This is a genomic window from Neobittarella massiliensis (ex Bilen et al. 2018), assembly GCF_900289145.1.
Lineage (GTDB): Bacteria > Bacillota > Clostridia > Oscillospirales > Ruminococcaceae > Neobittarella > Neobittarella massiliensis.
This window is the reverse complement of record NZ_OKQO01000001.1, coordinates 351,596-364,934: the sequence shown is the minus strand read 5'-3', so window position 1 is coordinate 364,934 and position 13,339 is coordinate 351,596. Positions and strand designations below refer to the sequence as shown.

Here is a 13,339-nt window from a genome sequence, read left to right as displayed (position 1 = left end):
TGTATAGAAAGAGTTTCTTAATTGTTGTATGATAAAAACAGGAGGTTTTAATATGAACAAATTAGGACATATAGTATTGATATGTTTGTTTTCTTTTACTCTTCTAATAAGCTGTGGACACACAAGATCAGGAGATAAAGTCACACCTCCTTCTTCACCTTCATCCACCTCATCTCAAAAGATCCTCACCAAATTGTCTGATATCCAGTATTCTAACGCCAAATATACGAACAGGAGAGTCTATTCAAAAGACGGTTACTTATATGTTTGCTCTCTGAACAACATATACCAAGTAGATCCAGAGGGCACAATTGAAAAAATAGTAAGTATAGATGAATCGACCTTTCTTCGGAGTTTACAGGGTTATGACAATCATCTTTTCTTTAATTCTTCTAATTTGATTCATAACCCTAATCCCACTGCAGAGACTACCCAGAGACATTTTTGGCATTACAACATAAGCACACAGCAATTAGAAAAAATAGATCTCCCCTATATAGTCTCATTTCAGACCGTTAATGACAATCTTTATACAAATCAAATGTTAGAAGATATGAGCAGTATTGATCAGATTTTTTCTTTACCCTCTATGGCAGTAAAAAATGAAAATGAATGGCCTTTCTATGAAAACTATTTATACGGCTCTCGGGTCATCAACTATGATGAAGGCATTGTAGTGAGCGAATATCAAAGTGAAGATAGTGATTATGAAAGCCCGTTAAATATTGGAGTTGGTTTCATTGAAGGCGACGGTCACCGTGATATAACTGTTTCAATCCCCCAAAAATCCACTGTAGAAAACGACTGGTTGGCAACAGATAAAGGAATTTACTTTCACAGAAACGGCATTTTCTTTTTTAATGCCTACAATTCAGATAAACCGATAGAACTCGGCAGACCAGCAAATAGTGATATCTATACGATTAAAAGTTATGATGAGAACTGGTTGTACATCACCTGTGAAAAAAGCAATTGCATTAGAATGAACCTAGAAACTCACGAATTTCAAGAATTGCCATTTTCTATGTCTAATGATGAGTTGTCAGTAATAGACACAGCAGATGGATGGGTATATTGTTTTGATCTCACAAAGCTTACTAGCTACCGCTTCCAGGCTGATGAACCAAATAATGTCGAAGTTTTTCCCAATTAACTCCTATTTCATTTTTTAATAAATGTATATAGAAGCATCTTTCTTATCGGGATAACAAGTACACCAACAACCGCATTTACACAAACAGAACTTCTACCTATATCTGTAGTCTACAGAATAACTATCAAGTTGATCTAGAGGGAAATATCATAAAAACATTGGTGTCGATACCAGCGGAAGACATTACCCGGTTACAAGTTCACACAAATTTATAGAGGTGCAGTCTTCATCTCAAACCGACTACACCTCACTCAATCAGAGTAAACTAGCGGATAGCCTAAAGGCCATCCGCTAATTGATTCTGGAAGTACGAAACTATTCGTCGTTCTATGGCCTCAGATGAAACAATATGGATTATTTATGTTCCACGTATTGTTTCATCCGTTGCTCCGCTGGCAGGTGTGTCTATAGTAATGGAAGAAATATCGTCCAATGTAGGGGAATCAATTTTCGGAACGTCGACATGTTTTCGCCTCTTGCCGTTTAAGCTGTCCATGCGTACCTAGCCTCCTATATGGATTGCTCAGTCGCATCTAATAATGACAAATGTAAAGTTAAGAAATCCTGAGACAGTTTCATGGCATCACCTGTCTTTTTGTAAGAAGAAGAGTTTGGAGTCTCGCTTTCCACAAAAATACAATAAAGTAAACATCTGAAAATCGCATGTATATGCGAAATTCTTATGTTGGGTCCCATTATAACAGCCCCTCCAGCTACTGTTAAATATGGACCTGCAATTTTACTCCTAAATCTATTAAATAGCTATTTATTCCTTTAGGAGCATTATTTTTAGAATTATATATTGGGGAATGTGGTACAATCATCATTCAGGAAGTGATTCTATGGAATCGAGATCGGACGACTACCAGGCTATATTCTATATTGGATCACTGGACTGCAAATTGCAAAATTCGGTCTATATCGGACATCGATAAGTTCTTGGGCAACTTTCGAACACTTTTTGCCTACAACTTGGGCAAGATAGAGAACCGCCCAATCCCAGGAGCGTTCAAGCGGCATGATCATATCACTGGGGAACTGGAGGTGAGGGCATCGGCTGGAGAGTTCGCCGCCCAGATTAAGAACTTTATAGCCGAAGTAAACGAAAGCGGTAGTAAAAACCACTGACAGCTGCCACATACCGGCATGCCAATTTTGAGTATGCATCCAATTGCGAACAGGAACGGACGGGGGGCCGAGTGTTTCCCAACTATTGGTTTTTGAGTTTTTGCAGTTTGAGATTGTGGAGACCTGACGTAAGACTATACACGATAAAGGAAAAAGAAACAGAAAAAGCTTATCAGATTTCGGCGGTCTATAGTGCCAAAGCCAAAGGCAGGTGGATATCCACCTGCCTTTTTTATTACACGTCTTGCGATTGTGAAGAAACATTCGTGTAACAATTGAAATGATATAATCAGGAAGAATGGACTTTTAGGAGGGTGGCACATCATGCGACTTTTAATTATTGAGGACGACAAACTCCTTGCTCTATCCATGAAAAAGGGGCTTGAAAAATATGGGTTTTATGTAGATATATCGAATGTCGGGATGGACGGTGAGGAAAAGGCTTACAGCAACGAATATGATGCGATTTTACTAGACCTCAACCTGCCAGATAAAGACGGCACAGAGATTTTACAATTTTTACGGGAATCTGGCATACAGACCCCGGTCCTGATCATTACGGCTCGGGATGAAATAGAGGAGCGTGCATTAGGGCTCGACTTGGGCGCCGATGATTACATCACCAAACCGTTCCAGCTCTTGGAACTGAGAGCGAGGATTCAAGCGGTAATTCGCCGGTTCCATGGCCGAACGAGTCCGGTCATATCGATTGGTGAGCTCTCTATCAATCCGTCGACACGGACTGTGACGGTAAACGCTACACCGGTAGAGCTGACACCTAAAGAGTTCGATATTTTGGAATATCTCGCCCAGAGGCACCCTGCAGTCACCACAGCGGAACAGGTGGCAGAACACATCTATGATGAGACTTTTGACCCCTCCTCGTCCATCCTGCGGGTGCATTTCAGCCGCTTAAAACGAAAACTGGCAGATGCATGCGGCAGAGAGGTGCTGCAAAACATTCGCGGAAAGGGGTACTGGCTATGCGAACAGGAAAACTGAAGAGCAGTGTTAAAACTGGCCTAGTGTTTTTCATCTATACTTTACTGGTGTCTGCCGCGTTCTTGGGGAGTGTATTTCTTTTTCAGCGCCAACTTCAACAGGCAGACCCGTTCGCTGAAGCCGGTGACAGATCTTACTACGCGCTGGAGCAGGTTACGCAAGATCAGATACAACAGGATGGATTTGGGCTCATCAGCCCCAACCAAATCACCGAGCCAGAACGATTGAGCAAAGCATATTACGCACAACTTTTATGGTCGCTGGTCCCTCTGACCATTTTTTTCTGTCTATTTTTGTTGGTGACCTCGGTGCTCTTCTGGTCCATTTTAAAACGAGTGCAAGAAAAAAGCACCCAGGAGATAGCTGGACATCTTCACACTATTATTGACGGAGATGTCCCTTGGAATACAGAGGTAGATCTGGCGCCAGCATATGCATCTCTGAGCCGGCAGATGGAGACCCATTTTGAAGATTATAGACGGCTGAGCGCCTATCTCTCCCATGAGCAGAAGAACGCGATCGCCAGAATGCGCACGCGCATGGAGTTGGAAGAAAACAGCACCTACCTTACCGAATTGGATGACCTGACTGCCGGACTCGACGACATTCTCACGCTGAGCGACAGCAGTGGTGTCCCCACCGGTCCAGTGGACGTGACAGCGGTCTGCGCCTCTGTTTGCGATGACTATCAAAAGGTGACCGGCATGATATCATTTGACTTTGATGACCGGGATGAGACCACCATTGAGGGCAAAGAACGCTGGGTGGCTCGTGCCGTTAGCAATTTGGTGGACAATGCAGTCAAATATGGTGGCGGCAAGCCTGTCAAGGTCGGGGTAAAAAGCTTGCATGGCAGCGTCGTAGTAACGGTCGAGGACCAAGGTCCTGGGATCTCGGAAGAAGATCAAAAAAATGTTTTTGATTACTGCTACCGGGTAAACCCTCTGAACCGGGATGGGTATGGAATCGGCTTGAGCCTTGTAGCTCACGTATGCGACCTGTGCGGCGCATCGGTAACGGTGGATAGCGTATTGGGGAGCGGGTCTACCTTTTATCTGTCATTTCCTCAGAAAAAAGCGCCTCCTATCGGGAGGATGGAAGCACTGGAGAAACATACTGCATGTTATACTGCCCCTTGTAAATCGGACAATCGTCCACATCGCAAGGGAACGGAGGGTCAAAACCACATGTATATCTTCACCAATGCGCTGAAAAACATCTGGCGCAATAAGGGGCGGAATGTGCTCCTGTTCTGCGTCATACTTCTGATGATCTTATCGACCGTAGTGTCTGTTGTCATAAATACGGCAACCGGCAACACCATCAATGCCTACAAAGCTAAGTTCGGGTCAGAGGTCACCTTGATCCGCAGCAATCATAAGATCGAGGAGCAAAATATCCCCCTCAGCAGTCTGCAGGTGCCATCTCTAGAAGACTATCAGAAATACGGGGCATCGGCGCTGCTCAAAAGCAAGACGTACGCAGCAACTGCTTTTGTACTCATGGAAGGGCTGGATACTCTTGACCAGGGGAAGAGTGAAGGAGCCGGTATCGTAGGAGAGAGCGGCAGCACCCCGGGCCAAACCGGCGGCAATTTCTTTACACGGCCGGTCGCCACGCTGATTGGGTCTTCTGATCCACAGGGCAGTGCAGAGTTCGAAAATGGCCTGCGAAAAATAAGGGAGGGCAAATTCTCGGATAGTAAAAACACATGTGTTGTAAGTCAAAAGTTCGCTGAGCTCAACGGCCTGACTGTCGGCTCCTCTGTAACCTTTTCCAATTATTCTTACACCGGTGAAGAGGTGGTCTCTCAGACGCTGACCATCAGTGGCATTTATGAGGATAACGTCCCAGCAGGGAGCAGTGGCGTGGTCACATCCTCCACCAATCGAGGCAATGAGATACTGACCAGTCTCAGCACCTTTACCAGCTTGCCACTGTATGAAAATGCAAAGTCAAACGGCATGTTGGATATCCAGGTCTCCTTTATATTAAAGAATCCCGATCTTGCAGATGCCTTTCAGAATGAGCTGTATGAAAAAGGATTGCCCACCTATTACACAGTGTCGGCGGACGCGGCTAAATACAACAAAGCCGTGGGGCCGGTAGAGGGGCTCTCTCGCATTGCGACCACCTTTATGGCGGTGGTGCTGGTGCTCGGCTCTCTAATATTGATCCTTCTCTCGACATTGGCGATCCGTGAAAGGAAATATGAAGTTGGTGTATTGCGAGCTATGGGGATGAAGAAAGCCAAGATCGCCCTGGGGATGGTCACAGAGATGGTGATCATCACTGCGGCCTGTCTGGTGATCGGTCTTGGAGCAGGCGCTGCCGCTTCGCAGCCCATCACCGATTCTTTACTGCAAAATCAAGTACAGGTATCTCAATCTGATCCCACTTCGCACAGCGACGAGGTCAGCAGCGGTATCCAGTCCGGCCAAAGCACCGTCACTGAGCTGGATACGCGGCTAAGCGGGGCGGCAATCGGTCAGATCGCCATGATCTCTCTGCTTCTGGCACTGGTATCCAGTGCGGCAGGTGTAATCTTCATCACGCGGTATGAACCGGTCAAGATACTGTCGGAAAGGAATTAAAAGATGAGTATATTACAGATGGAGCAAGTCTCTTACCAGTATGCAGGAAGTAAAAAGAAGGTGCTGAAAAAAATCAATATGGCGTTTGAACCGGGGAAACTCTATGTCGTTGTAGGCAGATCTGGAGCTGGCAAAAGCACCTTGCTGGCGCTATTATCCGGGTTGGACCTCTGTACAGAGGGGAGCATGTATTATGAGGGTCAGGATATGAAGGTACTTGACCGAGATGCGTATCGCGCCAAAGGTATCGGCGTCATCTTTCAGGGATACAATTTGCTGACTAATGCGACGGCACTGGAAAACATCGTGCTCTCGATGAACATAAGTGGGAGCCGAGAAAAAGACAAGAGAGAATATGCCCTGAAGCTGTTGGAGAAGGTCGGTATCGACCGAGATACTGCGGTGCGCAAAGTTCTCAAGCTCTCTGGCGGAGAACAGCAGCGCGTGGGGATCGCCCGTGCTATCGCCCATGAGCCGGCCATCATCATTGCCGACGAGCCCACCGGCAACCTGGACGGTGATACTGAAAAGAACATCATGGAGATACTGCGTTCTCTGGCCCATGATCAGGGGAAATGCGTCATCGTCGTCACCCACTCAAAGGCGGTATCTAAATACGCTGATGAGCTGTGGGGACTCAATGCTGGGAACCTCGTGTTTCTGAAGTAAGAATAGGAGTCCCTGTATGTATCTTTTTGAAAATGCTATCCGCAATATTTTTCGCAACAAAGGCCGGAACATTATTTTGGCGCTGGTCACCTTTCTCATCATTTTTGCGGCAGCGGTCTCATTTTTTATCAGCGGCGCCACAGCATCGATGATCCGCAATACCCGCACCCAGTTTGGCAACCAAGCCACGATCGAGCTGAAAGATGAAACCGCCAGCACGGGTGGACTGGAAGTCGCAGCTTACCTGAAATATGGGGCGTCTGACCTGCTTTGCAAAACGGAGTATAGCATGACAGCCTACGGGCGCTTAGATAGTCTGCGCGCACTGGACGAGGAAGCGCCCGATGGGCAGGCCAACACCATTCTCGCCGCCACTTCCCGCACTGATCTGGGAGACGACTTTCGCAAGGGACTTCGCAGTATCACCCGGGGAAAGGCACCGGAGAAAAAAGGAGAATGTCTGATCAGCGAAGAATTCGCTGCCCTCAACTCTTTGAGCATCGGTTCGCAGATAAAACTTTTGCCGGCCGATACCGGGAGAACAGGAACTGCTGAATTCACTGTCTCAGGTATCTACTCGGACAACTCGGTAAACGGTACCGGAGGACAACCCGGGATGCCACTATACAATCGAAACAACGAGATCATTACTACGATAGAAACGGCCGCTGCCATCGATTTTATGGTCGACAGTATAGGCCGGCAGTTTAATGCGGTCTACTTTCTCAAGAGTTCCGACCAGCTAGACGCGTTTCAAAACGAGCTTTTGGAGAAGGGGCTGCCTGCTGCCTACACGGTCAGTGCCAACAAAGAAGAGTACCGGCAAGTGGTCGCTCCAATTGAAAAGCTCTCCAAAATCAGCAACATCTTTCTGCTTGTGGTCCTTTTGCTGGGCACGTTCGTTCTGGTCCTCATATCCGTAATGTCGATGCGGGAACGAAAATATGAGGTTGGGGTACTGCGGGCGATGGGGATGAAAAAGCCGAAAGTCCTGCTGGGGATGCTTACGGAAACACTGGCAGTTACAGCTGTATGCCTGCTCTTTGGACTATTGGCTGGAGCGGTGGCGGCACAGCCGGTGGCCAATACACTAATACAGCAGGCAGCTCAAGTCAATATCCACATGACCGCTCCGATCATTGGACAAATCAGCATGGTAGCACTGTTATTGGCAGGTTTGTCCAGTACAGCCGGCATTTTGTATATCACGCGATTTGAACCCAACAAAATCTTATCTGAACGAAATTAAGGGAGGACTCTCATGAAAAAATTAGCCATGCTTCTCGTAGCTCTTGCTGTTCTTTTTACCACCACCGCCTGTACCAGCCGCAATGGAGGAGGTGATTCGCAAGGCCTAGGAAACAGTGGAAGTGCGCAGAACAGTTCTTCGAATAGCACTAAAAACAGCGTTTCACCCGGACAAGGCAACGGCAGTAGACAACCGGGAGAAAACCAACAGGTAGATGCCTATTACAGTATGGATGATCTGATCACACGGGTCAAACAGGCCGGCTGTATCGATGGTACACCAGAGCCATTAGATGTCAAAGACATCGGCGCTGTAAAAGGTGTTGCATATGGAAATGTCGTGTTCTTGGATTATGAGTTTACCGACAAAAAGGAATTTACAGATGCTTACGCAGCAAACAAAGTTTTAGTAAAGGGAAAAGATGCAAAGATCGGTGCAATAAATGGTCCGTATGTCATGGCGTTTTTAAATCATAACATAGACGAACAGGCGGTAAAGGCATTTCACTCGCTGGGCTTTGGCGGATAGCCGAGAACAGGAAAAAAAGGAAAGGCAGGTGGAGATCCACCTGCCTTTCCTGATTGATGCCGGCTATCCACCCGGTGGCCGGCGGCTTTTGCGGCAGCGCCCGTACCCGGGACTTTTTTATATACGACGAGGAGATTGCCTATATCGTACCGGCCAAGATGATGGCGGCCACGGTGAGCGACCCGCCGGCCGATGGGGCCGGGGCGGCTCAGGAGGTACCGGCGCAGTTGGAGACGCCGTATTCTATCCCCCAACACCTGAAACTTTGGCGTGATCTTGCCGCCCAGGGGCCACAGACAGCGCAGTGAGCGCAGACATAGAGGTGACACCGGCACAGCGTGTACTGTACCGGTGTTTTTTAGTGTGAGGCGCTGAGCCGGCTCCTCCCTGCCCCGCTGCCGGGCGCAAAACGGCAAAAAGCCAAAAGCCGGAGCGGCGAAATGACAAAATCGCGGCTTGACGGCGCCTGAGCCGCCGTTTGCGGCGCACACCGGCTTTTGCCTTTTTTATGGGAAAGCATTATAACGAGAGAGGCCGCTCGTTAAGGGCGCGTAAAGAAACACGACCGGCCGGGCGCCAGCGGCGGACCGGTGCCGGTGACAGGAGTTGAGGACATGATGACAGGAGCTTCGGCCCCATTGGTGACACGGCCCAAGCGCACCGCTCTCTCGGCCGGAGGAGCGCTCATTGCCCTGGGGGTGGTGTACGGTGATATCGGCACCTCGCCCATGTATGTGCTCAAGGCGGTCATTGCCCAAAATGGCGGTATGGCGGCAGTCAGCGACGAGCTGATACTGGGGGCTCTGTCGCTGGTCATATGGACGCTGACGCTGCTGACCACAGTGAAGTACGTGCTGATCGCCATGCGGGCGGACAACCGCGGTGAGGGCGGCATTTTTGCCCTGTACAGTCTGGTGCGCCGCTACGGCGGCTATTTGGTGATACCGGCCATGGTGGGCGGGGCGGCGCTGCTGGCCGACGGGATGCTGACCCCCGCGGTGACGGTGACCACTGCCATAGAGGGGCTGCGCACCGTGGGTGCCGCACGGCGCTTTTTGGGCGGCGAACACGCGATCCTGCTCATCGTGCTGGCTGTCATCACCCTGCTGTTTTTGGTGCAGCGGGCGGGCACCAGCCGCATAGGTAAGGCCTTCGGCCCGGTGATGGGGGTCTGGTTTTTGTTTTTGGCGGCGGTGGGGGTTATACTGTATCGGCGGCGACTGGTCGGTGCTGCGGGCTTTTAACCCGCTGCGGGGCCTGGGGCTGCTGTTTTCGCCCCACAACCGGGCCGGGTTGCTGATACTGGGCAGCGTATTTTTGGCCACCACCGGCGCCGAGGCGCTGTACTCGGATATGGGGCACGTGGGGCGGCCCAACATCTATGCCAGCTGGCCGCTGGTAAAGCTGTGCCTGCTCTTGTGCTACCTGGGACAAGGCAGCTGGCTGATGGTCCACAAAGGCGACCGGCAGCTGTGGCAGATGGCGGATATCAACCCGTTTTTTGAGATGCTGCCGGCGGCGCTGCGGCCGGTGGCGGTGGTGCTGGGGACGCTGGCGGCGATCATTGCCTCGCAGGCGCTGATTACCGGCTCGTTCACGCTGGTGTCGGAGGCCATCAACCTGGACCTGATGCCCCACCTGAAGATCTCTTACCCGGCGCAGACCAAGGGGCAGATGTATATCCGCACCGTGAACCTGCTGCTGTGGCTGGGGTGCGTGGGTACCGTGCTGTACTTTCGCTCCTCGGCCAGGATGGAGGCCGCTTACGGCTTGGCCATCACCCTGACGATGCTGATGACCACCTGGCTGCTGGGCGTATACCTGCGCTGCCGGCGGCGACACAGGCTGGGCAGCGCGGTATTCACGCTGTGTTTTGGCTGCATAGAGGGGGCGTTTTTCCTCTCGAGCCTGCAAAAATTCAGCCACGGAGGCTATGTGGCGCTGGGGCTGGCGGCGGTGATCCTATGGGTGATGGCGGTGTGGTATAAAGGGACCCAGATCGAGCGCAGCCAGGCAGTACAGTACCCGCTGACAGACTACCTGGAGACCCTGCGAGACCTGCGCGGCGATACGTCGCTGCCGCTGTTTTGTGATAACCTGGTGTACATCACCCGTAGCCGGCCCGGTGACGGGGTGGACCGGGATATCCTCTACTCGATCTTTGACCGGCGCCCCAAGCGGGCGGCCGCCTACTGGCTGGTGAGCATAGCGGTGACCGATGAGCCCTACACCCGGCAGTACACTGTGCAGAGCTTGGGCACCGACTACCTGTTTCGGGTGCAGCTGCAGCTGGGTTTTAAGGTGCATCAGCAGGTAAATACCTACCTGCGGCAGATCGTCACCGACCTGATAGAGAGCGGTGAACTGCCGCCGCAGGGACACCGGTACTCGGTGTACGGGCGTCGGCAGGTGGGGGATTTTCGCTTTTGTATTCTGCGCAAACAGCTGCCGGCGGGCTGTGCGCTGCCGGCTGTCAGCCAGGCGGTGATGGCCTGCAAATACGCTATACGGCGGGCAGCGGGCACCCCTATCCGCTGGTACGGGCTGGAAAATGCGGCCACCTTTATCGAGTACCTGCCGCTGTTTGTGAGCCGGCGTGACCAGACCCGCCTGACCCGCGCCCGGCCGGGCGCCGCCAAACAGGATACCGGCACACCGGCGAGCATGCGCGCATAGCAATAAAAGAGGAGGAGCACTTTTGCTCCTCCTCTTTTTTGCCGGTGCAGATAGAGCTTGCGGGGCTCTAGGGCAGATAGACCATCTGTTCCTCGGTCCAGTTTTGCAGGACGCGGCACATCTTCTGGGCATACTGCCGGCACTGCTCGAGGTCGTGCTCCAGGTAATTGCCGCACTCGATGCGGCTGGCCCCGGGGATGGGGCCCTGATAGCCGGCGATAAAGGCAAAGGCGGCCCGTGTGAGCGCGATGGCCTCTGCCCTGCTGACGGTGTCGCGGGCCAGCAGGTAAAAACCGGTGCGGCAGCCCATGGGGCCCACGTAGATGATCTTATCAGACCAGGCGCTGCTGCGCGCATAGGTGGCAAACAGGTGCTCGAGGGTGTGCAGGCCGGCATTTTCCAAGTACGCGCCGCCATTGGGGCGGCACATGCGGATATCGTAGGTGACGACATCGCCGTCGACCCGGGACACATACATCCCTTCGGTGAGGCGGTCGTGATTTACCTGGAAGCTCTGGATCTTTTGCATGGGGTCTCATCCTCTCGTACTTTTTGCCTTTTACTATACCACAGCGGGGCGTGCGGCACAATGCACCCATCGCGGCCGCTGCTCATACACTACTAGTATCGGCGGGTGGGCCACCGACTGCCCACACAAGAGCGCCCGGTGCACAGGATGCCGGGCTCTCTCCCCTTTTTGGCCCGCCCCGGCGATCTGATAATTGCCTAGGAGGTTTTAACAGTGGACAGTATTTTAAAAGTAGACCATGTATCGCAGAAGTACCAGGCGCAAAACGGCGAAGTCACCGCCATTCAAAATATCACCTTTTCGGTAGACGAGGGGGAGTTCATCAGCATCGTGGGGCCGTCGGGCTGCGGCAAATCCACCCTGCTGTCTATCGTGGCGGGGCTGGATAGGCCCACCTACGGCCATGTCTATCTGGCGGGACAACCTGTCAGCGGTATCTCGAGCCAGATCGGCTACATGCTGCAAAAAGACAACTTGCTGGAGTGGCGGACCATTTGGCGCAACGTGTTGCTGGGGCTGGAGATACGCGGGCTATTGACCCCGGAGAACACCGAGCACGCCGAGCAGCTGCTGAAGACCTATGAGCTGTACGAGTTTCGCGACAAGTACCCCTCACAGCTCTCGGGCGGCATGCGGCAGCGGGCGGCGCTGATACGGACATTGGCGGTGCGCCCCCAGATCTTGCTGCTGGACGAGGCGTTTTCGGCGCTGGACTACCAGACCCGGCTGACGGTGACCGACGACATCTACCAGATCTTAAAGCGGGAACACAAGACCACGTTGATGGTGACCCACGACATTCCCGAGGCCATCAGCATGTCTGACCGCATCGTGGTGTTGTCGGCCCGGCCGGCCACGGTGAAAAACACCCATATCATCGAGTTCGAACCCGCCGGTATGGCCCCGCTGCAGCGCCGCAACAATCCCAAATTCAGCCACTACTTCAACCTGATCTGGAAGGAGCTGGACCAAAATGACTGAGGCAACTGCCGTCGTTTCTAAAGAGCGGGCGCTGTACCTGCAAAAGGTGCGCCGCCGCAAAAACCGCATTCGCTTTACGCAGATCACCATTCTGCTGGCGATCTTGTCGCTGTGGGAGATACTGGCACAGGTCGGCATCATCGACAGCTTTGTGATGAGCCAGCCGTCGCGTATCGCCAAAACATTTTTAAACGCCGCCCAAAACGGTTTGGCCCTACATATCGGCGTCACCTGTCTGGAGACCTTGATCGGGTTTTTGGCCGGGGTGATGTTGGGGGTAGGTATTGCCATTTTGCTTTGGTGGTCTCCTTTTCTATCGAAGGTGTCGGAGCCGTACCTGGTGGTGCTCAACTCGCTGCCCAAGATCGCGCTGGGGCCGGTGATCATTATTTGGGTGGGGGCCGGCATGCAGGCCATCATCGTGATGGCGCTGGCCATCTCGCTGATCGTGACGGTGATGGAGATGCTAAACGGCTTTTTAGCCACCGACCCCGAGACCATGAAGATGGCCCGCACCTTTGGCGCCAGCCGCATGCAGCTGTTTTCAAAGATCGTGTTCCCGGCCAACCTGCACACGCTGTTTAACTCCCTCAAGGTGAATATCGGCCTGTCGCTGGTGGGCGTGATCGCCGGTGAGTTTTTGGTGTCAAAAGCCGGGCTGGGCTACCTGATCGTATACGGCGGGCAGGTGTTCCAGATGGACCTGGTGATGGCCAGCGTGATCATTTTGGCGGTGCTGGCCGCCCTGCTCTACGAGGTGGTCGTGATCATTGAGCTGCTGGTGACCCGGCACCTGGGCCACCGTCTGCGCGGGCACTGAAAATAGAACT

Annotated in this window: 13 protein-coding genes; 11 read left to right on the top strand and 2 right to left on the bottom strand. The window is 52.0% G+C overall.

Annotated features, from left to right (window positions below; translation table 11 throughout):
* Positions 1–52 precede the first annotated feature (52 nt).
* Positions 53–1,153 (top strand): hypothetical protein, encoded by a 1,101-nt coding sequence (locus tag C6Y32_RS15060; protein WP_129589365.1) that lies wholly within the window; start codon positions 53–55, stop codon positions 1,151–1,153.
* Between the two features lie 358 nt (positions 1,154–1,511).
* Here C6Y32_RS15060 and C6Y32_RS15225 read toward each other — a convergent pair whose 3' ends face one another.
* Entirely contained in the window at positions 1,512–1,649 is a 138-nt protein-coding gene (locus tag C6Y32_RS15225; protein WP_164998081.1) for a hypothetical protein, read from the bottom strand.
* A 956-nt stretch (positions 1,650–2,605) separates the two neighbouring features.
* On the opposite strand from C6Y32_RS15225, the gene C6Y32_RS01750 reads away from it, so the two are divergent.
* The 8 genes from C6Y32_RS01750 to C6Y32_RS01720 all read left to right on the top strand — a co-directional run bounded on the left by C6Y32_RS01750 (position 2,606) and on the right by C6Y32_RS01720 (position 10,999).
* Positions 2,606–3,283, top strand: coding sequence for a response regulator transcription factor (locus C6Y32_RS01750; RefSeq protein WP_105203436.1), 678 nt, complete (start codon positions 2,606–2,608; stop codon positions 3,281–3,283).
* Positions 3,265–5,877, top strand: coding sequence for an ATP-binding protein (locus tag C6Y32_RS01745; RefSeq protein ID WP_164998080.1), 2,613 nt, complete (start codon positions 3,265–3,267; stop codon positions 5,875–5,877). The genes C6Y32_RS01750 and C6Y32_RS01745 overlap by 19 nt, the downstream gene beginning before the upstream one ends.
* Positions 5,878–5,880: 3 nt before the next feature.
* Entirely contained in the window at positions 5,881–6,546 is a 666-nt protein-coding gene (locus C6Y32_RS01740) for an ABC transporter ATP-binding protein (RefSeq protein ID WP_105203434.1), read from the top strand.
* Between the two features lie 16 nt (positions 6,547–6,562).
* Positions 6,563–7,795 carry an ABC transporter permease gene (locus C6Y32_RS01735; RefSeq protein WP_105203433.1) on the top strand — a complete coding sequence of 411 codons (1,233 nt, stop codon included), beginning with the start codon at positions 6,563–6,565 and terminating at the stop codon, positions 7,793–7,795.
* 12 nt (positions 7,796–7,807) lie between these two features.
* Positions 7,808–8,323: a hypothetical protein gene (locus tag C6Y32_RS15055; protein WP_129589364.1), complete on the top strand. Its 516-nt coding sequence runs from the start codon at positions 7,808–7,810 to the stop codon at positions 8,321–8,323.
* A 53-nt stretch (positions 8,324–8,376) separates the two neighbouring features.
* Positions 8,377–8,631, top strand: a complete 255-nt coding sequence (locus C6Y32_RS01725) for a hypothetical protein (RefSeq protein WP_129589363.1) — start codon at positions 8,377–8,379, stop codon at positions 8,629–8,631.
* A 306-nt stretch (positions 8,632–8,937) separates the two neighbouring features.
* On the top strand, positions 8,938–9,567 hold the full coding sequence (locus tag C6Y32_RS15885; protein ID WP_407937394.1) for a KUP/HAK/KT family potassium transporter: 630 nt from the start codon (positions 8,938–8,940) through the stop codon (positions 9,565–9,567).
* Entirely contained in the window at positions 9,551–10,999 is a 1,449-nt protein-coding gene (locus C6Y32_RS01720; RefSeq protein ID WP_407937393.1) for a KUP/HAK/KT family potassium transporter, read from the top strand. The genes C6Y32_RS15885 and C6Y32_RS01720 overlap by 17 nt, the downstream gene beginning before the upstream one ends.
* Before the next feature lie 67 nt (positions 11,000–11,066).
* On the opposite strand, the gene C6Y32_RS01715 is transcribed toward C6Y32_RS01720, so the two are convergent.
* A complete protein-coding gene (locus tag C6Y32_RS01715) occupies positions 11,067–11,528 on the bottom strand; it encodes an S-ribosylhomocysteine lyase (RefSeq protein ID WP_105203430.1) in 462 nt (153 codons plus the stop codon).
* A gap of 213 nt (positions 11,529–11,741) precedes the next feature.
* Here C6Y32_RS01715 and C6Y32_RS01710 point away from each other — a divergent pair, with 213 nt between their 5' ends.
* Entirely contained in the window at positions 11,742–12,509 is a 768-nt protein-coding gene (locus tag C6Y32_RS01710) for an ABC transporter ATP-binding protein (RefSeq protein WP_105203429.1), read from the top strand.
* Positions 12,502–13,329 (top strand): ABC transporter permease, encoded by an 828-nt coding sequence (locus C6Y32_RS01705; protein WP_105203428.1) that lies wholly within the window; start codon positions 12,502–12,504, stop codon positions 13,327–13,329. The genes C6Y32_RS01710 and C6Y32_RS01705 overlap by 8 nt, the downstream gene beginning before the upstream one ends.
* The last annotated feature ends 10 nt before the right edge of the window (positions 13,330–13,339 follow it).

Excerpts from the sequence above, each read along its gene's own strand:
- C6Y32_RS15060 (WP_129589365.1), top strand. The coding sequence starts at position 53 with ATGAACAAATTAGGACATATAGTATTGATATGTTTGTTTTCTTTTACT.
- C6Y32_RS15225 (WP_164998081.1), bottom strand. The coding sequence starts at position 1,649 with ATGGACAGCTTAAACGGCAAGAGGCGAAAACATGTCGACGTTCCGAAA.
- C6Y32_RS01750 (WP_105203436.1), top strand. The coding sequence starts at position 2,606 with ATGCGACTTTTAATTATTGAGGACGACAAACTCCTTGCTCTATCCATG.
- C6Y32_RS01745 (WP_164998080.1), top strand. The coding sequence starts at position 3,265 with ATGCGAACAGGAAAACTGAAGAGCAGTGTTAAAACTGGCCTAGTGTTT.
- C6Y32_RS01740 (WP_105203434.1), top strand. The coding sequence starts at position 5,881 with ATGAGTATATTACAGATGGAGCAAGTCTCTTACCAGTATGCAGGAAGT.
- C6Y32_RS01735 (WP_105203433.1), top strand. The coding sequence starts at position 6,563 with ATGTATCTTTTTGAAAATGCTATCCGCAATATTTTTCGCAACAAAGGC.
- C6Y32_RS15055 (WP_129589364.1), top strand. The coding sequence starts at position 7,808 with ATGAAAAAATTAGCCATGCTTCTCGTAGCTCTTGCTGTTCTTTTTACC.
- C6Y32_RS15885 (WP_407937394.1), top strand. The coding sequence starts at position 8,938 with ATGATGACAGGAGCTTCGGCCCCATTGGTGACACGGCCCAAGCGCACC.
- C6Y32_RS01715 (WP_105203430.1), bottom strand. The coding sequence starts at position 11,528 with ATGCAAAAGATCCAGAGCTTCCAGGTAAATCACGACCGCCTCACCGAA.
- C6Y32_RS01705 (WP_105203428.1), top strand. The coding sequence starts at position 12,502 with ATGACTGAGGCAACTGCCGTCGTTTCTAAAGAGCGGGCGCTGTACCTG.